Below are 18,973 nucleotides of genomic sequence, written 5' to 3'. Positions count from 1 at the left end.
GGCTTTGCCATTAAGTCGTAAAAAAAGGCGAGCTAGCACATCTATAACCTGCGCTAGCTCGCAAAAAGCACGGCCTATAAGTCATTTAGGCCCAGCAGTTATTAATCACGATTGCGTGGTTGCTCGTGACGCACTTCGGACTGATCTCGCCCTTTGCGAAAGAACACAAAGTAACCGACCAATGCAATGCCAACCAACACAAGACTAATCACCGAAAAATGAATGTGATCGGACACGTGCGCATCGTGATGCGGGTGAGCCAATGCCAACGACGAAACCATTAAAGCGGCACAAAAAGCCAAACTTTGTTTTATCAACTTCATAAACATCTCCATCTATTTATAACAACCATATTGTTCAGTGAGCTTAAGCGGAGCGAGTCAACATGCCCGCGCTTTCTATAAAGGCAATGACCTCAGCCACACCTGTTTCATCTTTTAAATTGGTAAACAAAAAAGGTTTATCACCGCGCATTTTTTTTGCGTCGCGATCCATCACCCCAAGGTCGGCACCAACCATTGGGGCTAAATCGATTTTATTGATAATCAGCAAATCAGATTTAGTGATACCGGGCCCACCTTTACGTGGAATTTTATCGCCGGCTGAGACATCGATCACATACAGGGTTAAGTCCGAAAGCTCAGGACTAAAGGTGGCGGCCAAGTTATCACCACCACTTTCAATTAAAATTACATCGAGCCCCGGATGGCGCTCTTGCAGCTCAGCTACCGCCGACAAGTTCATAGAGGCATCTTCACGAATTGCCGTGTGCGGGCAACCACCCGTCTCAACCCCGATAATACGATCATCGGCTAACGCCTCGTGACGCTGTAAAAACTCGGCGTCTTCGCGGGTATAAATATCGTTAGTAATCACCGCAATGTTGTAAACATCTTTTAAATGCGCACAAAGGCTCTTTACCAACGCCGTTTTACCCGACCCAACAGGGCCCCCAATACCTAAACGCAAGGCTGGCTTGTTCATACTATTTGTCCTTCATTATGATCGAAACAGACGCGTGTACTGACGCTCGTGCAAGCACGAGGCCATCGCTAAGCCTGGTAAACTCAGACCCAGCTCATCATCTGTGAGTGTTTTTGCTCGCTCGCACACGTCATCGACAGCAGGCATTAACGCCACTAATAACTGTTGCGCTCGGGTTTGCCCAAGCGGCACAATTTTGGTCGCTGCTGCCACTTGATTTTCCAGCCAGCTCCAGACAAAACCTCGAGCCAACTCATCAACACTCACCTGCCAGTGGCTACCGGCTAACGCAAACAAAGTTAGATAACTGGGTGGGGCAAAAAAATTAACGCGCCGGGCTTGCTCGATTTGTAACGATTCCAACAAGCGCCCCAAGGCAATGCCCAGCTGTTCATCTTCAAGCAACAACTCTTGGGTTTCACGGCAAGCCAGAACAAAATCATTCCAGTGATTTACCTCGGCTAAATCTCCCGCTTGCCACGCGCTATACACACGGCGCAATACCGGGACATCTAATTGGCCTAAGCTGTGACTCATCACCTGCGCGATCCAATCTTGCAGCGCGGCTTCATCACCGGCCCAACCGCTGTCGATGGCGTACTCCAAGCCTTGCGAGTACGCGTAAGCGCCCACCGGCAAAGCGGGGCTAACCAAGTGCAGCAGATGCAATAACGAGCCGGACATTAGTGGCCGTGCTCCGCGCCGTGGCTATGTTCATGAGAGTGAGTGTGAGAATGTGCATGACCGTGGCTCTTACCGTGGTAAGCACCGTTTTCGGGCTGAAAAGGCTGCTGCTCGAAGCTGACTTTAAGGCCTAAGCCTTCCACCATAAGGTCTAACACGTGATCGTGTTGGTAACGTAAAAAACCAGCACCAATCTGTAACGGCATATGGCGATTGCCCAAATGATAGGCCGCCCGAGTGAGCGCCAAAGCATCATCACTGCTCACCTGACTCACAGGCTCCAATGCCGCGACCACACGAACTTGCTGACCATCACTACACTCTAGCACCTCGCCATCGAGCAGCACATGACCACGCTCTAGAAACCACCCCAGTGGCTGCCCGCAGCGGGTGCTAGTGCGGTAGCGACTCTTTTGTCGCTGCTCAAAACTGGCTTCTACTTCCAGTAGCGCAGCAGCACTTGCCTGTTGTTTCACACTATAAGCTTCTAACATAATCACCACTTAAAATAGACTGTAACGCTGTGCTAAAGGTAGCTCGCTGGCCGGCTCGCAAGTCAACAGCTGGCCATCGGCGCGCACCTCATAGGTTTGCGGATCGACTTCCATATGGGGCTGGTAGTCGTTTAGGCGCATATCGGCTTTGGTCACCGAGCGGCAGTTTTTCACCGCCACTAAACGTCGCTCTAATTCAAGCGACCCTGCGATACCAGCATCCAGCGCCGCTTGACTGACAAAGCTAACGCTGGTGCCAGTACAGGCGCGGCCGTAGGCACCAAACATCGGCCGGTAGTGTACCGGCTGCGGTGTTGGGATAGACGCATTAGGATCGCCCATAGGCGCGGCGGCAATAGCTCCACCTTTAATAATTAACGAAGGTTTAATACCAAAAAACGCCGGTTTCCAAAGTACGATATCGGCCAGCTTCCCCACTTCAATAGAGCCAACCTCGTGAGAAATACCATGAGCCACTGCAGGGTTTATGGTGTATTTGGCAATGTAACGTTTGGCCCTGAAATTATCGACACTGCTGGTCTCGCCCGGCAGTGCGCCGCGCTGCACTCGCATTTTATGTGCTGTTTGCCAAGTGCGGCACACCACCTCACCCACCCGCCCCATAGCTTGCGAGTCTGAGCTGATCATCGAGAACGCGCCTAAGTCGTGCAAAATATCTTCGGCGGCAATGGTTTCTTTGCGAATACGCGAATCGGCAAAGGCGACGTCCTCTGGAATATTGGGGTCAAGGTGATGGCACACCATCAACATATCCAAGTGCTCGTCGATGGTGTTTACTGTATAGGGCCGAGTCGGATTGGTGGACGACGGCAAAACGTTATCCAAGCCGCAGGCTTTAATAATATCGGGCGCATGACCGCCGCCGGCACCCTCGGTGTGGTAGGTGTGAATGGTGCGGCCGGCAAACGCGGCGATAGTGTCTTCAACAAAGCCCGACTCATTCAAGGTGTCGGTATGAATCGCCACTTGTACATCATACCTTTCGGCAACACTTAAACAGTTATCAATACTCGCCGGCGTCGTGCCCCAATCTTCGTGCAGCTTTAATCCGAGTGCGCCCGCCTCTAATTGCTCCTCTAGGGCGATCGGTAGGCTGGCGTTGCCCTTGCCTAACAAACCGATGTTCATGGGAAAGCTTTCTACCGCTTGCAACATTTTGCTAATGTGCCAGGGGCCAGGAGTGCAAGTGGTGGCATTAGTGCCGGTAGCGGGACCCGTGCCACCACCAATCATGGTGGTGATGCCGCTCATTAATGCCTCCTCTATTTGCTGTGGGCAAATAAAGTGGATGTGCGCATCAATACCGCCGGCGGTTAATATCTGGCCTTCACCGGCAATAATTTCGGTGCCGGGGCCAATCACAATGTCCACTTCGGATTGAATATCTGGGTTGCCTGCTTTACCAATAGCGCTAATGCGGCCAGCGGTAATCGCCACATCGGCCTTTACCACGCCCCAGTGATCCAAAATAAGGGCGTTGGTAATCACCGTGTCCGGGGTATCAAAACAGCTGGCTTGAGATTGCCCCATACCGTCGCGGATTACCTTGCCGCCACCAAATTTTACTTCTTCACCGTAACGAGTGTAATCGCGCTCAACCTCTAGCCACAGCTCGGTATCACCTAAGCGAACTTTATCCCCAGTGGTGGGGCCATACATATCAGCGTAAGCTCGCCGGTTTATTGTCGCCATGTTATAGCTCCCCCATTATGTCGCCGCGAAACCCATACACTGTGCGCGCGCCTTCCAGTGCTACCAGCTCAACATCGCGAGTTTGACCAGGCTCAAAACGCACGGCGGTGCCGGCGGCTATGTTTAAACGAAACCCGCGGGCTTGGTCGCGCTCAAAATTAAGCGCGGCGTTTACCTCGTAAAAATGATAGTGCGAGCCCACCTGTACTGGGCGGTCACCACTGTTAGAAATACTGAGGGTTACGGTTTCGCGACCGGGGTTTAATTCGATCTCGCCAGGCAAAATATCGTACTCTCCGGGAATCATAAGCGCCTCCTAAACAATGGGATTGTGAACAGTGACAAGCTTAGTACCATCGGGGAAAGTCGCCTCGACTTGCACCTCGTGCACCATCTCGGCAATACCGTCCATAACGTCTTCTCGACGCAAAATTTGACGGCCGTGATCCATCAGCTCAGCCACAGTTTTACCATCGCGTGCGCCCTCCATAATCTCAGCGCTAATATAAGCAATCGATTCTGGGTAGTTGAGCTTAACCCCACGGTTTTTACGCCGCTCGGCCAACAGTGCAGCGGTAAACAACAATAATTTGTCTTTGTCTCTGGGTGTTAATTCCACAGTTCTCTCCTATCAATAGGTCGATCATAAAGATACGCAAAACGCGCCATCTTTATGTGTTCCAAATTCGTGGCTCTACTGCTTCACAATCGAGCATAAGCGGACGCAATAATGTCCAGATCACAATAAAACCGTAGCGACACTCAGCCGCACTTGGGCCTAAATAGCGGGCGATAAACAACTGCTTTTTTTGTGTTAGCCCCCATTTAGCATTGGGCCAACGATGATTTAAATCTTCCAGCAAAGCATCGACTTGGTCGCGACTCAAACTGACACTGGCCACCAAGGTGCCAAAACTACCCGCCCCCTGTAAGCCCCACGGCGCTTGCATAAACGGCTCACCACCGGCGATTCGGTTGCGCTCAATTAACACCGGCCGATCATCGATGTGGATCTGTAGCACTTGCTCCACCACGCCATCATCAAAAGTCTCATCACTCGCCGGACGCCCCAAGCAAACTATATCCCAGACACAAAATAATGCCCCAGCGGCGGCCTTAACGTGGGTATTAAGACGCGCATTAGCGCCATTAAAAACGATGGTTTCTTGCGGCAACCACTCACAGATAGAACCGGCATCAAGGGTTAAGCTAACACTCTGGGTTTGCGTGGTCGCCGCATCACTGTGCCGCAAGCCATGTACGGTATAAATTTTTCCTGCCGATGGCGTCGTCAACAACCCGTGCGCAGCGGTTGCTGCGTGCAACGAGATCAGCAGTTCATCGCCCACCACCAAACCACCGGGTGGATGCAGCAGGTAGACATGAGCACAACCGTTAGTCTCGGGGTAAAAAACACGCTGAATACGCAGCGGACCTTGGTGCCGTGCGCGCATTAAAGCGGTGCGACCGGCTCGCTCGGCCAACTCGATATCGATAGCAGCACGCCATTGCCGCACCACTTGGGGGCCAGCGACTAGCGAGGCGTGATCGGTGTCGGTTATGGCGACAGCACAGGTGGGCTGGGGCACAAGTTCTCGCTCTGGTTGGCGGCTAAGCGAATTGGCTTAACCTATTATTGCAATCAAACGATCAAGATCTATGCCAACCGCACTAGACGTTAAAGCCCCATACCACAAGAGCTTGCCCACAGGCGCGCACCAAAATGAATCATTGCGTGTTTTGCATCAGAATCGCGCACCGATTTTGTGCAAGAGTTGGCTGCCAACAGTAGTGCACCAAGACCGGGCCACCGCAAACCCCATCCGAATCGAGCCAATCTGGGGTACACTGACCACTTAAACAATTTTCAGTATAGAGCACGGGCCCATAACCCACGGCTGTAGTCACCGCCATACATTGGCGCCAGTAGGAAGGAACAAGATTCAATGCAGCACAATCAACCCTATCAACACGCAGACCAGCATACCGATCACCACGAAACCATCGATGCAATTATCGCTCCGCAAGAACAGCTCAATATCTTGTCTAAAACCGAGGCTGCCAAGTTACTGGATATTAGCCAGAGCGGCCTTTATAAGCTGTTTCGTAGCTGCTCATTAGCCGTGCTTAACTGTGGCAACTCACTCGATGACGGTAAAGAACTGCTCGAGCGTTATCCCAATTTTGATATTAAAGTCATTCAAGAAGAGCGCGGCATTAAGCTTGATATTAAAGGGGCGCCGGCCAGCGTGTTTGTCGATGGCAAAATGATACGCGGGGTGAGCGAACACTTGTTTGCCGTGTTACGCGATGTGATTTTTGCCAGCGGTGACCGCCGCATGGCTGACACTCGTGAATTGGCCAACCAAGACAACCAATTATCAGCCGAGGCCTGCACCGATGCGGTGTTTCATATGCTGCGCAACGCGCGCATTATTCGCCCCAATATCGATCCCAACATTATCGTCTGCTGGGGTGGTCACTCGATCAGCGTGGGCGAGTACGACTACAGTAAAAAGGTGGGTTACGAGCTGGGCTTGCGCGGCCTAGACATATGCACTGGCTGTGGCCCTGGCGCCATGAAAGGACCAATGAAGGGCGCGACCATTGGTCACGCCAAACAACGTCTCGGCCAAGGGCGTTATATTGGCATTACCGAACCCGGTATTATTGCCGCCGAAGCTCCCAACCCCATCGTGAACGAGCTGGCGATCATGCCCGATATCGAAAAACGCCTAGAAGCGTTTGTTCGCGCCGGCCACGGTATTGTGGTATTTCCAGGTGGCGCTGGTACCGCCGAAGAGATTTTGTATCTATTGGGGATTTTACTGCACCCCGATAATGCCAACCTGCCCTTCCCGTTGGTATTTACCGGACCGGCCTCTAGCGCTGCGTACTTTACCCAAATTGATGAGTTTATCAGCAGCACCCTAGGGGCCGAGGCACAGTCACGCTATCAAATTATTATCGATGACCCCGAAACTGTCGCCCGCACTATGCAACAGGGCATCGCCGAGGTACGCACATTCCGTAAAAACACCGACGACGCTTACTACTTTAATTGGCAGCTTAAAATCGCCCCGCTGTTTCAGCAGCCGTTTGCCCCCACCCACGCCAACATGAGCAAACTTGCCCTGCATAAAAATCAAGAGACTCACACCTTAGCGGCAAACTTGCGCCGAGCGTTTTCGGGCATTGTCGCGGGCAACGTTAAAGACGAAGGGATTCGCGCCATTGAAAGGCACGGTTTATTTGAGATTTGTGGTGAATCAAGCATTATGCAGCCGGTTGATGAGCTGCTGCAGGCTTTTCAAGATCAAGGGCGTATGAAGCTGCCCGGCAGTACCTATAAACCCTGCTATAAGATAATAAAATAGACCACATGCACATTTATACTTGATTTTGTAACAAACAAGTCACACTCCGTGTAAGAGATGTCGCACAAAAACTAACGTTAATAGCGACTATCTCTACATATCGACTTTAGGGATACTAGCAATACAGGGACGCCACAAGGATGACCAAGGGCCAGGAAGGTTCGCAGGATGCACACGTACAAAACATTAGCCTAGCGGCAGGCTAAGGACAAAGCACATGGATGTCATGCCACGGAATGGCCAAGGAAGAACATAACGATAACAATCTGGATGAGACAAGGATTTGTCGCTCGGCACAAGGACGCCGAACAGCATAGAATCTCCAACAGCAGCTAAAGGGTAACCAGGCCGGATGCCACGGGAACAATAAGCAGTAAAGGACGTACCCAAGCCTACATGGATGACACAGGTATTAATCGCATAAGAGGCTCACGTTAAGTGGGTCTTTTTTTTGCCTTTTTAGCTTAAGCCTATATCGCAAAAAAGCATCTCGCAGCTAATACTTAAAGCCTTGCATCATGGCGTTATAACACTTCACTGTAACTAAAAAGAATCGTCTTCAGTTGCCCATCATTAGGCCCATACTGCTATACCTATGCATCGACACCACAGATGACACTATTGCCAATACCTAGAAACTGTCCTTCGATGAGTTTACACCGATCTTAGGTTAATTTTTTTATGACGATAGGTGAATATAATCAGCAAAGGACAAGACAGCAAAAAAAATATTAAAAAGAAGCCCCTTTTAACGGCAAAAGAAAAGAAAGCGGCAAAATCATCTAAGAAAGCAGAAATCAATGTATTAGGTAATTAAGTCAGCCAGATCAGGCTACGCTATCGTGGAGTAGCCTATCAACAAAACTCCCACGCTGTAAGTTTAACGCCGCATAAGAACTAACGTATCATCGATAATGATCAGATTCGATAAGCATCCAGCATATCGGTCATGTCCTCGGCCAGCGCCACAATCTGCTCATTAGGTACCCGCCGCTCGGCAAAAGCCCGCAAGCCAATCACTTGTGTTTGTAGTAAGCGGGCAAGCCGAGAGCATTCCACATCGCCACTTAACTCCCCTACGGCTTGAGCCTGCTGCAATGCTTCGCACAATCTTTGCTCGATGCTTGCCAGTATCGTGTCAACTTGACTGCGAAGCTCGGCATCTTCGCCATTCACTTCAAGCAAGGTCTTAATGAGCATACAGGCTTGCGCCGGTGGCTCTTCATCGCTCTCGCAAGGCTTGGCAAATGAGCGCAAATAGCACTTTAAGCCATCGACAATGCTTGGAGCTTGCGCAATAATTTGATCAAACTCGTCACCCGCGCGCGCAGCGTAAGCCTCTAACGCCTCAGCAAACAACCCGCCCTTACTGCCAAACGTGGCGTAGAGACTGCCGGGGCGCATATCCAGCGCTTTCTCAATATGCTTCATAGATGAGGCGTAATAACCTCGCGACCAAAATAATTCAACCGCTTTATTTAAGGCGACCTGGCGATCAAAACGAGCTGTGCGTGCCATTGTAAGTTCTCGAATGAAAGGCCTTAGTAACGCCGGCCAAAACTTAATTTGAGTGATCGCTCAATTTTAACTTGACGATGACCTTAGATGCAACTAACATCCACCATTATTGAACGATCACTCAAAAAAGGATAACCCCATGACCACTTTTACTCTGCACGATCAAAACAGCGCACCCGATGCCGCCAAACCTCTGCTCGCAGGATCACAAAAAGCCTTTGGCATGATTCCTGGCTTGCATGCCGTAATGGCCGAATCTCCCGGTCTGCTTGAAGGTTATCAAGTACTGCATAACTTATTTGTTAATAGCAGCTTTAATGCAGACGAGAAAACCGTAGTATGGCAAACCATTAATGTTGAGCATGCGTGCCATTACTGCGTACCCGCACACACCGGTATCGCTAAATCCATGAAAGTATCGGACGAGATCAGTAATGCCTTGCGCGATGAGACAAAATTACCGAGCGCCAAGCTAGAAGCCTTACGCGATTTCACACTGGCGATGGTGCGTCAACGTGGCGAGCTTGAAACTAAGCAATTAGATGATTTTTATGCAGCGGGTTATACCCAGCAAAATGTTTTGGACGTTATTTTAGGTCTCAGCCAAAAAGTAATGAGCAACTACACCAACCACATTGCCAAAACACCTATAGACGATGCATTTAAAGCATTTGCTTGGGATAAAAAGTAATATCTAACCATTCGACAAAACAGCACACTAATAATGCGCTGCCCTGCCACAGGACTTTTAGTCACAAAGTTCTGTGGCAAAAACATAACGCTGAGCACCCTTGGCGGTTTTTAACGCGTAACTATTTTGCCGTTATATTTTTGCCACTAGATGCTTTAAGTCTTGTGAATTCATACACCCAACTGGAGGATGAGAATGGAAAATCAATACACCCCACCCAAAATCTGGACTCACAATGATGACAATGGTGGCGCCTGGGCCAGCGTAAATCGTCCGATTTCTGGGGCAACCCATGAAAAAACGTTACCTATTGGCAAACATGCTTTACAGCTGTATTCAATGGGCACACCAAACGGCCAGAAAATCACCATCATGCTAGAAGAGCTATTAGCATTGGGGAAAAATGCCGAATACGATGCCCACATGATTAACATTGGAAACGGTGACCAATTTTCATCTGGGTTTGTGGCATTAAACCCAAACTCTAAGATTCCAGCACTGGTCGATCACGCAAGCGAAACAGCCGAACCTATTTTTGAATCGGCCTCAATTTTGGTTTATCTTGCCGAGAAATTTGACGCCCTACTCCCAAAAGACGGCGCGAAACGGATACACGTTTTTAATTGGCTTTTTTGGCTGCACGGCTCTGCGCCTTATTTAGGCGGCGGTTTTGGTCATTTTTATGCCTATGCCCCAGAAAAATTTGAATATGCCATTAACCGCTTCACCATGGAAACCAAACGTCAGCTAGATGTTTTGGATAAACAATTGGCCAATCATGAATTTGTAGCCGGCAATGAACTTAGTATTGCCGACATCGCCATTTGGCCTTGGTATGGAAACTTAGCACTTGGTAACCTATACGATGCCAAAGACTTCCTCCAAGTACACGAATACAGTCACGTACAATGTTGGGCTAAAGCAATGTTAGCGCGTACTGCGGTACAACGCGGCAGCATTGTCAATCGCAGTTGGGGCGAACCTTGGGAGCAGCTTGAAAATCGTCACAGCGCAGAAGATATTGATAAGGTGTTAGCATTAAAGCCAGTTTAACCGCCTTAACGTGAATGATTAATAAGGGGGCCGCCACGGCCCACTTATACCAAAGCGACCAGCCTTATTACTTAATCCTTCAGTCGGCATCGGTGCTTTGCGCACCTTACAAGTTAACGCACAAACAATACTATTAAGAGAACCTATGCCAAATAAAAATATTCAGCGAGCACACGTGTTACTGGCCGCTTGTATTATAGGCGCCCTGGTAGGCATTGTGTTTATCATGGTGCAACCATTGTTTGGCATGGACACCCTAACAAGCCGACATGCAGCGGCGTATCAAAAACTTGGCAACTGGAATAGCAGCGCAGCGATAACCATAGCTTGGATTGCACACATGGCTATTTCTGTTTTTTACGGCTTATTGATCGGCATCGTTATGTTGGCTACAACGCGCTTGCGATACATTGCAATGCTTACCTTAATATTTTCATGGCTAACAACCATTATAGCGCCGCCGGCCAATGCCATTATTGTCCAGCTTGTTTCTTGGCAAAAGATTCACACCGATCAACTACCCGATTTAAATTTTAATGTAGACGCTAAATTTGTATTACATCTACTGTTTTTTATGGCCATTGTCGCAGCGCTAAAAATCTACCAAAACCGCGTTACATCATCTAACGGGTAGTTATTGACGTTGCGCTTATCACCCGCCATATACTCGGCCGCTCTTCCACGGCCAACACAATTCTTATTTTGTTAGCTTATAATCACCCATGGTAATGATCGACCCCTGGCATACCCATATACCCAGGCAGAGCCATCAGCCGCTCTATCCATGCTTGAATCGCAGGGTATTGCTCAAGCGTTACACCGCCCTCCCACCCTAATGCTATATATGGGTACACCGCGCAGTCGGCAATAGTTGGGCGACCGAGTGCCAACCAGCTCTGCTTATTCAAGTGTTGCTCGATCAGTGGCAGCAGCTGTGCGCTGATCTCCAACGCACGCTCTTTATTTAGCGGGACGCCAAATTTATCAATCAAGCGGGCAGCATTTGGGCCACTGTGAACCTCACCCGCGGCCGTCGACAGCCATTGCATCACCTCTGCTTGCTGAGCCGCGCCATCTGGCCACCATTGGTTGCCGCCATATTGACGAGCCAAGTAAAGCAAAATCGCCTGAGAATCACGTAAAACAACCTCACCGTCTGTGAGCACCGGAACCTGCCCCCAAGGATTAAGATCAATAAACGGTGGCTGTTTGTGCGCGCCGCTCGGTACGTCTACCAGAACTCGCTGCAACTCAATACCGGCTAAAGCGGCAAACAAACGAACCTTGTAGCAGTTACCGGACAATTCCAAATCATATAGCCTCATAAAAACATTTCCTCAAGTGATCGTTTATTGGCTTTGGGCGGCACTCACCGACTCAGGCATTAACTGATTAAACTCCAGTACATTGCGGTCGGGGTCGCGAATAAACAGAGTGATTCGGCGCGCCCCCAAACGATGAATACCTTCGGTAACGATAATGCCCGCCCGATCAAGCCAGTCCTTTAATTCGTACAGGTCATCGACAACAAATGCCGCGTGGGTCACACCGGGCAGCTTAATGGGTTCGTCCAGCAATACGTTTCGGCCATGGGCTAAACGTGCCGCATTAAAAATCAAATTAATACGCACACCGTCTGCGGTCTCCATCTCATTAGCTTCGTATTGCTCAAAGCGACGCACCTCCCGAAACCCAAGCCGCTCATAGAAAGCCACCGCTTGTTGTCGGTCACTGACCCGAATACCCACATGATCAAATTGACGAATAACTTGGGGTTGTCTCATTACCGACTCCGAATGTCTGATGTGTATAGCAAGTAGACACGCTTAAAAGGATTCAATAAATACTGGTTAGCTGATATCTTTATTCAGCTTTTTACACAAATCCAATCTCACACGCTGTAACAGGGCCTGTTATGGACAAACTCAAAGCCATGAGTGTCTTTGTCGCAATCGTGGACCAAGGTAGCCTGTCTGCCGCCGCCGATAAGCTAGACCGATCTCCAGCGGCTATCGTGCGAACCCTCGCCGCCTTAGAGCAGCACCTTGGTGTTCGCCTACTTAACCGCAGTACTCGACGTATCGCCCTCACCGATGAAGGGCACGAGTATTTGCAACTGTGTCGCCGTATCCTGGCGGATATACAAACCACAGAGCTACAACTCGACAACCGCCGAACAGCTCCGACGGGCAAGCTGTCCATTACCGCGCCGGTGATGTTTGGCCGTTTGTATATCGCACCACTGCTTAACCAGTGGCTAAAAGAAAACCCCAGCATGAATGCAGAGCTGAGCTTGACCGATACCGTCGTGAATGTGCTTGAAGAAGGCTTTGACCTCGCACTGCGTATAGGCCAGCTAGCCGACTCTTCTCTGGTGGCCCGATCCATAGGCAGCACGCCCTACTTACTCTGTGCAAGCCCAGCCCTGATAGCGCAACGCGGTAAACCCAGCCACCCGAAGCAGTTATCAGAATGGCCAACCGTGTGCTTCGCACCTAATGGAGAGGTATGGCAGTTTCAGGTTGAAGGTGAAGTTTGGCAGCAGCGCATTCACCCTGTGGTCAGCGCTAATCAAATCGATACTGGGCTAGCAGCGGCCCGCGACGGACTAGGGATTTGCCGAGTACTGGGCTACCAAGCGCAACAAGATCTAGAAAACGGCACCTTAGTCGCGCTGCTAACCGAATATAATGCCCCAGCACTGCCGGTACAGTTTGTGTTTCCCCATAGCCACTTGTTATCACCGCGAGTGCGACAGTTTTTAGATGCTGTCGTGGGGCCACTGCAACAACGTTTAAATGCCATCCCGATAAGCTAGCTTAACCAATGCTAAACCACGCTATTTTTTATGTGCAGCCTCGGCAAGTTTAATGGTGTGATCGAGAATCCCGGCGCCACCTACTTTTCCATGTCCGGGAACAAGTAGATCAATCGCATACTCCCTCGCTTTAATATTTCGAATCGAGTCGGCCCATACGCTAATGGAAGCCTCTCCCACGTAACCTAGTCCTTCCCATTCGTGGGCTCTTACTAGGCAGCCACCAAACAATAGATTGCTGTTGGGCAGCCAGGCAACGATATTATCCTGGGTATGCCCCGCCCCCGGATAATAGAGTTCGATAAGCCCACCGCCCAGAGTAAATTCATCGCCCGCAAAAGCATGGGTGGGTAACGACCGGTCGTCACGCTCAAGCAGTGTTTGAGTTAACTGCGATGTATAGGTGGGCACCGACATGGCGTTAAGCATCTTAATACCTGCGGTGCGATCTTCATGAGAATGCGTCGAAACACTTGCCATAAGCTTATAGCCTCTATCCGCAAGCCAAGAGAGAAGCTGCTGAGTATCTGCCTCAGACCAGGGGGTGTCTATCAGATAAGCATCCTCCCCATCGATGACGATGAGTCCGTTGGAGTCAACCAAACCATAGCCTTCAATCTGTTTGAAAGAGGTATGTAAGTAAACGTTCGGCGTTAACGGACGAATCTCAAGTGACTTTTCGCTTTGGGCAAACGCGGGCAACACAATAACAATCAATAAAAATACAAATGTCTTTTTCATAGTAACTCGTAATGTAACGCTAACAGATACGGTAGTGTATGCCGACTCAAGGCTGCTTATCGTATACCGCAACGCCTTCGGGAATATCATACCAATCTTGCTTTTCACTCACCCATACATGTGCCGTCGGCTTAATAATACTGGTATCCGACAAATTAGCGGGCTTAAGTTTAATTTTATCGGACTCTTGCGGATTAAAATGATAAATTCGGTTACCGCAGGTGGGGCAAAACATCGCGCCATTGATCTTGCCGCTATCGGCGGTTCTACGCCACTCAGTCATTACCCCGTTAAACTCAACCGACTCCGCCGCGACCACAGCTGTAATGCTAAAGGCACTGGTCGAGAGTTTTTGGCACGCGTTGCAATGACACGCCATAATCATCAACGGCTCGAATAATAATTGATAAGTAACGCCGCCACACTGACATGACCCGTTGATGGGATACGGCATATTTACTCCAGCTTTTTATACGCTAAACAGTCTTCAAACTGACTCATTGTCAGGCCCTACTTTCTATCGCCACACTAGAGCGCATAATAGCCGCGTCTTTGCCCGGCGGCGCACCAAAAAACTTGCGGTAATCGCGGCTAAACTGCGATGGACTTTCGTAACCGACTTTATAGCCAACACCCGCCACCTCATACTCGCTTAACAACAATCGCCGAGCCTCTTGTAGCCGTACTTGCTTTTGAAACTGAACCGGTGTCATTTGCGTAATAGCTTTAAAATGACGGTAAAATGATGCCGGACTCATAGACGTCATATCGGCCAAATCAGCCACTTTAAACGCTTGAGAGTAATTGGCCCGCATCCAAGCGGTAACTTTGCCGATACGAGCAGTTTCGCTGTCCTGCAACCCCACCTGCTGCAATGCCGCGCCCATCGGCGAACACAACAGACGCCAGCAGATTTCACGGCGGATAAGCGGCTCAAGTACAGCTTGATCTTGCGGCCGCTGACAAAGCTCCAACAAGCGTATGAGAGGATCGAGCACCTCAGGCGGAGCCGCACCTTTTACCAAAGCCACTTGCCTTACACGATTATGCGGCACCTCGGGGTGCGCCAACAGCAACTCCGACAGCATCACCGGATCAATCGATAAGCTCAGCGCCACATAAGGTCGCTTGGCACTGGCTTGAACAATACGTGAGTTAACCGGCACATTAACCGAAGCGACTAAGCACTGTCCGGCATAATACTCCAGCGCGGTCTGGCCAATGGCACTGGATTTACCGCCCTGCAACACCAAACAAAAAGAGCTTTGGTAGACGGCGCGAATAGTGCCACTGGGCTCACTTGCCCGCGTCAGGCGCAATCCATCAATAGCGCACTCATGGCCACCGCTCAACCATTGCTGCTCTACCAATGTTTGCAACGTTGCCAATTCCAAGCGCTCGTCGTTTCTCATTAATTCGCTCTACCTCTTATAAATACACGGCGCTATAAGGCCCAACTAACCGTCATACAGTGTACGCCGATGACTCGGGCACAGGAGCCATCAAAACACGATTTGATAGGATTGTGCATAAATGCGAGAGCTTCTGGCTACCGCTTATCGCGCGCCGCTCTTAATATAACGGTGTCACACCCAAAACGGTATTCATCACTATTGCGAGGTAGCCCCAATGGCAACAGCATCACAAAACGCTCTACTCACTATGCGCACCTTAGGTGGCTCGGGCTTGTTTGTATCCGAATTTTGCCTTGGCACTATGACCTTTGGCGGTGGCGATGACATGTGGGGAAAAATCGGCAAGTTGCAACAGCGCGATGCCGACGAGCTGGTCGAGTTAGCCTTGGCACACGGTATTAACTTTATCGACACCGCTAATGTGTATGGCGGTGGCAACAGCGAGAAAATTCTCGGCCAAACCCTAAAAAATCTTAATATCCCGCGCGAGGACATCGTGCTCGCCACCAAAGTGTTAGCCCCAATGGGCCCAGGGCCAAATCATCGCGGAGCATCGCGCGGACATATTATTAACCAGTGCAAAGCTAGCCTTAAACGATTGCAAACCGACTATATCGATCTTTATCAAATACACGGGTTTGACCCTGCAACCCCCATAACCGAAACACTCGAAGCGCTGAACACCTTGGTGCAACAAGGCCACATCCACCATATTGGCCTCTCCAACTGGGCCGCTTGGCAAGTGGTTAAAGCGGTAGGCATTGCAGCGGTTCGCCGGCTTTGCCCTATCGTATCGCTGCAAGCTTATTACACATTAGTAGGGCGCGATCTAGAGCGCGAGGTTATTCCTATGCTGCAGTCCGAAGATATCGGCTTAATGGTTTGGAGCCCGCTGGCGGGAGGGTATTTATCCGGCAAATACGAAGGCCCCGATGCCTCGGCAGAAAACCGCCGTACCCAGTTTGACTTTCCTCCGGTAAATCGCGCACGCGGCAGTCAAGTCATCGCCACCATGCGCGAGATAGCCACGGGTAAAACGCTCGACGGCAAACCCGTAAGCGTCGCCCAAGTGGCCTTAGCCTGGTTGCTACAACAACGCGCCGTCAGCAGCGTGATCATCGGCGCCAAACGGCCAGAACAACTGCTGGATAATATTAACGCCGCGCGTATTCGTCTAACTGAAGATGAGCTAATCGCGCTGGATAAGGTCAGTCGGTTAGCGGCCGAGTACCCTGGCTGGATGATCGAAAGACAAGGTGAGTATCGCGCCCATATGAATCCGTAAAGGCCTTAACTGTCAGGCTGGACTTTCCAGGCTTTGAACCGTTAATTTTTTAGAAGTTGTAGTGAAGAGTGAAAGATTAATGGCTCTGATTTCTTTTAATACTTGGGAGGTTACAACCATCGCTCTCGCCCCCGTTAGAACCAATAAAACGATGAATCTCTTTATTGACCCTCTCAGCATTATCGACATTCACAAAGTGACCTGCATCGGCAACAATAGCGGTTTTAACACAGGGCAAAAGCTGCCTTGCTCGCTCAAGACTGTCCGGTGAATTAATAATATCCTGATCGCCAATCAGCACTAAGGTTGGCATATTCAACTTAGCCAGCGTTTCATCATCAAACGGTTTCATCTCTATCAGTAGTTTTGGTAACGACGTATTACTGGATGAATAGCGATAAAACTGATCGATATACAGCTGGTCAATATTGTCGACATTCACCGACATGGTTTGCAGCATTTCTCTAAGCCCACTTCGTTCCGGGTTAAGCGCAAAGTACATGTTTTTTAGCAGATCCACACTGGGGTCGATCCAACTAAAAGTCTGCGCCGCACTAAGCAACACTAAGTGGCTCACTCTAGATGGCTGATCAAGTGCAATTTGTGTTGCAAACCACCCACCTTGCGAGGCTCCCGCCAAGGCAAATTGATTCAGCTCAAGCTGGTCGAACACCTCACTGTACCAAGCCAACACTTGAGCAACATCATCAACCGTCTCGTTAGGCTCAGATTTTCCAGGCCCTAAGAGGTAATCAATAGCGTAAATTTGGTAATGACGAGCAAGCCCAGCAGCATTGGGGTACCACATGGTGGAGTTGGTATTCATACCATGCAGTAGCACAAGTGGGTAGCCATCGGCGGGGCCAGACACAACCACCTGCGCCACACCGTACGATGTGGGAATACCAAGCTCGGTATAATCTTCGCCCCAAAGTGTCAGGGCGCGATTGTATAACTGCTTAGTATCAAGAGTGTCTGCATCCTTGGTTACTAGCTCGGCGTATTGGCTTGGATGATTTCCTGTAGAGTACTTATCGACCGCCTGTTGCCGGGCAGATGAGGGTTCACAACCAACCAGAAGACATAACACCACCAGCCACAAACAGAGGATACTGGATTTTATTAGGCTTAACGTGCTGGCCGTTTTATTTAATACGCAACCAAACGCTTTCGGCAATCTAACCAATCAAACCTCCTGAGCAAGTCCTTTTAAAGTGGCCGCAATCAATGCTCATTCAATTGCGGCACTGCAACTATACACCTCTAGTTTTGGTAATCACCAGCCATTTATATGACACGCAAAGCACAGGCTCTATCGATAGAGTCCTTATCGACAGAGCCTTTAGCCGTTTTTAAGGTTTAGTATTCTTCCGAGCATATTCAAAAAATTCTTTCGCATCCGACAAGTCATTCAAACCCAGTATCCAGCAAAGCTCCACAGTGTCCGAGAAATCTAAGCCTTGCGCCAACACCGCATCATTTTCATAACGCCCATCCAAGCCGTTGTAATGGTCACCCAGTATTACCGCTCGCTCCCATATCTTGAGCACATTAGGTGCCAAGGCATAACGGCTAAGTGTCAGTATATCAAACGTCTTAAAGCCAGGAGAGCCATTACCTGTAGCATTACCATCGGGAATTCTCTGATAATTTACGGTAGCTTTAACGTAAGCAAGGTCTTTAGGGTTAGTCTGCTGTTCATTCCAATCACTGTGTTGTACCACATGGATACGCTCGGCAAGATCCACGTCAGAGCGAACGTTAGCAACCTCTTTTACCCAGCGCGCGGTAAAGTTTGACTGCCCCGCCTCTACCACCCAAATGTTCGCACCACTGTCCAAATGGCTCACCACCGCAGTAACAACATCACTTAGCGCCGCATCGGGTTGATTGTGATAATCAGACCAATTGTCAGAGAACGCCATATCAAACAACTTGGGAGAAGGCACATAAAGCCCTTCTTGATCGCCATACGTACCTGCTACGGCACGATAACGGATAGACTCAAACGGTTGCAGACTAAAAAGTGTCGCAACCGCTGCTATCGTATGCAGGTCATCCACATCTGTTTTGCTGTCAAATTGCAGCAAGACAAAATCTTTCTCGATATTAAAGTCGCTTTTTTCAGCGGCTAAAATAGAGCATGACATTAACAATAAAACAAAAGCATATACGTATTTCATAAGAGCTACTCGTCAAA

Annotated in this window: 23 protein-coding genes; 7 read left to right on the top strand and 16 right to left on the bottom strand. The window is 49.6% G+C overall.

All coding sequences use genetic code 11. From position 1 onward, the window contains the following. Nucleotides 1-101: 101 nt before the first annotated feature. The 8 genes from GILYN3_RS01890 to GILYN3_RS01855 are packed head-to-tail and all read right to left on the bottom strand — an operon-like array spanning nt 102 to nt 5,464. Nucleotides 102-323 (bottom strand): hypothetical protein, encoded by a 222-nt coding sequence (locus GILYN3_RS01890; protein ID WP_049721280.1) that lies wholly within the window; start codon nt 321-323, stop codon nt 102-104. A 43-nt stretch (nt 324-366) separates the two neighbouring features. Beyond that, complete coding sequence (ureG, locus tag GILYN3_RS01885; RefSeq protein WP_049721279.1) at nt 367-984, bottom strand: urease accessory protein UreG; 618 nt, start codon at nt 982-984, stop codon at nt 367-369. A gap of 15 nt (nt 985-999) precedes the next feature. Beyond that, nucleotides 1,000-1,668: an urease accessory protein UreF gene (locus tag GILYN3_RS01880; RefSeq protein WP_049721278.1), complete on the bottom strand. Its 669-nt coding sequence runs from the start codon at nt 1,666-1,668 to the stop codon at nt 1,000-1,002. Then, a complete protein-coding gene (ureE, locus tag GILYN3_RS01875; protein ID WP_049721277.1) occupies nt 1,668-2,162 on the bottom strand; it encodes an urease accessory protein UreE in 495 nt (164 codons plus the stop codon). Before ureE ends, GILYN3_RS01880 begins: the two co-directional genes overlap by 1 nt. A 9-nt stretch (nt 2,163-2,171) precedes the next feature. Then, nucleotides 2,172-3,875, bottom strand: coding sequence for an urease subunit alpha (gene ureC / locus GILYN3_RS01870; RefSeq protein WP_049721276.1), 1,704 nt, complete (start codon nt 3,873-3,875; stop codon nt 2,172-2,174). A 1-nt stretch (nt 3,876) separates the two neighbouring features. Continuing rightward, nucleotides 3,877-4,182, bottom strand: coding sequence for an urease subunit beta (locus GILYN3_RS01865; RefSeq protein WP_049721275.1), 306 nt, complete (start codon nt 4,180-4,182; stop codon nt 3,877-3,879). 9 nt (nt 4,183-4,191) lie between these two features. Next, entirely contained in the window at nt 4,192-4,494 is a 303-nt protein-coding gene (gene ureA / locus GILYN3_RS01860) for an urease subunit gamma (protein WP_049721274.1), read from the bottom strand. Nucleotides 4,495-4,546: 52 nt separating this feature from the next. After that, a complete protein-coding gene (locus GILYN3_RS01855; RefSeq protein WP_232305490.1) occupies nt 4,547-5,464 on the bottom strand; it encodes an urease accessory protein UreD in 918 nt (305 codons plus the stop codon). Between the two features lie 357 nt (nt 5,465-5,821). Here GILYN3_RS01855 and ppnN point away from each other — a divergent pair, with 357 nt between their 5' ends. After that, on the top strand, nt 5,822-7,252 hold the full coding sequence (gene ppnN / locus GILYN3_RS01845) for a nucleotide 5'-monophosphate nucleosidase PpnN (RefSeq protein ID WP_049721272.1): 1,431 nt from the start codon (nt 5,822-5,824) through the stop codon (nt 7,250-7,252). A 691-nt stretch (nt 7,253-7,943) separates the two neighbouring features. After that, complete coding sequence (locus GILYN3_RS16975) at nt 7,944-8,069, top strand: hypothetical protein (protein ID WP_269745911.1); 126 nt, start codon at nt 7,944-7,946, stop codon at nt 8,067-8,069. A 101-nt stretch (nt 8,070-8,170) separates the two neighbouring features. Here the strand turns inward: GILYN3_RS16975 and GILYN3_RS01840 are convergent, their stop codons facing one another. Next, the gene (locus GILYN3_RS01840; protein ID WP_049721271.1) at nt 8,171-8,770 is read right to left on the bottom strand and encodes a TetR/AcrR family transcriptional regulator; all 600 of its coding nucleotides are present in this window, start codon (nt 8,768-8,770) and stop codon (nt 8,171-8,173) included. Nucleotides 8,771-8,909: 139 nt separating this feature from the next. Between GILYN3_RS01840 and GILYN3_RS01835 the strand changes: the two genes are divergently transcribed. From GILYN3_RS01835 to GILYN3_RS01825, 3 genes are all read left to right on the top strand, one after another. After that, on the top strand, nt 8,910-9,461 hold the full coding sequence (locus GILYN3_RS01835; protein ID WP_049721270.1) for a carboxymuconolactone decarboxylase family protein: 552 nt from the start codon (nt 8,910-8,912) through the stop codon (nt 9,459-9,461). Between the two features lie 195 nt (nt 9,462-9,656). Next, nucleotides 9,657-10,514 (top strand): glutathione-dependent disulfide-bond oxidoreductase, encoded by an 858-nt coding sequence (gene yghU, locus GILYN3_RS01830; protein WP_049721269.1) that lies wholly within the window; start codon nt 9,657-9,659, stop codon nt 10,512-10,514. Between the two features lie 145 nt (nt 10,515-10,659). Further along, on the top strand, nt 10,660-11,148 hold the full coding sequence (locus tag GILYN3_RS01825; RefSeq protein WP_049721268.1) for a hypothetical protein: 489 nt from the start codon (nt 10,660-10,662) through the stop codon (nt 11,146-11,148). A gap of 82 nt (nt 11,149-11,230) precedes the next feature. On the opposite strand, the gene GILYN3_RS01820 is transcribed toward GILYN3_RS01825, so the two are convergent. Beyond that, the gene (locus GILYN3_RS01820) at nt 11,231-11,839 is read right to left on the bottom strand and encodes a glutathione S-transferase family protein (protein WP_049721267.1); all 609 of its coding nucleotides are present in this window, start codon (nt 11,837-11,839) and stop codon (nt 11,231-11,233) included. A 24-nt stretch (nt 11,840-11,863) separates the two neighbouring features. Continuing rightward, nucleotides 11,864-12,298 carry a VOC family protein gene (locus GILYN3_RS01815; protein ID WP_049721266.1) on the bottom strand — a complete coding sequence of 145 codons (435 nt, stop codon included), beginning with the start codon at nt 12,296-12,298 and terminating at the stop codon, nt 11,864-11,866. A 131-nt stretch (nt 12,299-12,429) separates the two neighbouring features. Here GILYN3_RS01815 and GILYN3_RS01810 point away from each other — a divergent pair, with 131 nt between their 5' ends. After that, entirely contained in the window at nt 12,430-13,332 is a 903-nt protein-coding gene (locus GILYN3_RS01810) for a LysR family transcriptional regulator (RefSeq protein WP_049721265.1), read from the top strand. A 21-nt stretch (nt 13,333-13,353) separates the two neighbouring features. On the opposite strand, the gene blaDIM is transcribed toward GILYN3_RS01810, so the two are convergent. The 3 genes from blaDIM to GILYN3_RS01795 are packed head-to-tail and all read right to left on the bottom strand — an operon-like array spanning nt 13,354 to nt 15,485. Next, nucleotides 13,354-14,073 carry a DIM/SIM/IMP family subclass B1 metallo-beta-lactamase gene (gene blaDIM / locus GILYN3_RS01805; protein ID WP_049721264.1) on the bottom strand — a complete coding sequence of 240 codons (720 nt, stop codon included), beginning with the start codon at nt 14,071-14,073 and terminating at the stop codon, nt 13,354-13,356. 46 nt (nt 14,074-14,119) lie between these two features. Further along, nucleotides 14,120-14,527, bottom strand: coding sequence for a GFA family protein (locus GILYN3_RS01800; protein ID WP_049721263.1), 408 nt, complete (start codon nt 14,525-14,527; stop codon nt 14,120-14,122). Between the two features lie 49 nt (nt 14,528-14,576). Then, the gene (locus GILYN3_RS01795) at nt 14,577-15,485 is read right to left on the bottom strand and encodes an AraC family transcriptional regulator (protein WP_049721262.1); all 909 of its coding nucleotides are present in this window, start codon (nt 15,483-15,485) and stop codon (nt 14,577-14,579) included. Between the two features lie 217 nt (nt 15,486-15,702). Here GILYN3_RS01795 and GILYN3_RS01790 point away from each other — a divergent pair, with 217 nt between their 5' ends. Beyond that, nucleotides 15,703-16,773 (top strand): aldo/keto reductase, encoded by a 1,071-nt coding sequence (locus tag GILYN3_RS01790; protein WP_049721261.1) that lies wholly within the window; start codon nt 15,703-15,705, stop codon nt 16,771-16,773. A 76-nt stretch (nt 16,774-16,849) separates the two neighbouring features. Here GILYN3_RS01790 and GILYN3_RS01785 read toward each other — a convergent pair whose 3' ends face one another. Further along, nucleotides 16,850-17,959 (bottom strand): alpha/beta fold hydrolase, encoded by a 1,110-nt coding sequence (locus tag GILYN3_RS01785; RefSeq protein WP_049721260.1) that lies wholly within the window; start codon nt 17,957-17,959, stop codon nt 16,850-16,852. A gap of 166 nt (nt 17,960-18,125) precedes the next feature. Then, on the bottom strand, nt 18,126-18,956 hold the full coding sequence (locus GILYN3_RS01780) for a hypothetical protein (protein WP_049721259.1): 831 nt from the start codon (nt 18,954-18,956) through the stop codon (nt 18,126-18,128). Nucleotides 18,957-18,973: the final 17 nt, after the last annotated feature.

This window comes from Gilvimarinus polysaccharolyticus (assembly GCF_001187555.1).
Taxonomy (GTDB): Bacteria; Pseudomonadota; Gammaproteobacteria; order Pseudomonadales; family Cellvibrionaceae; genus Gilvimarinus; species Gilvimarinus polysaccharolyticus.
Note: the sequence above shows the minus strand (reverse complement) of the source record. Positions and strands in the feature narration are given on the sequence as shown.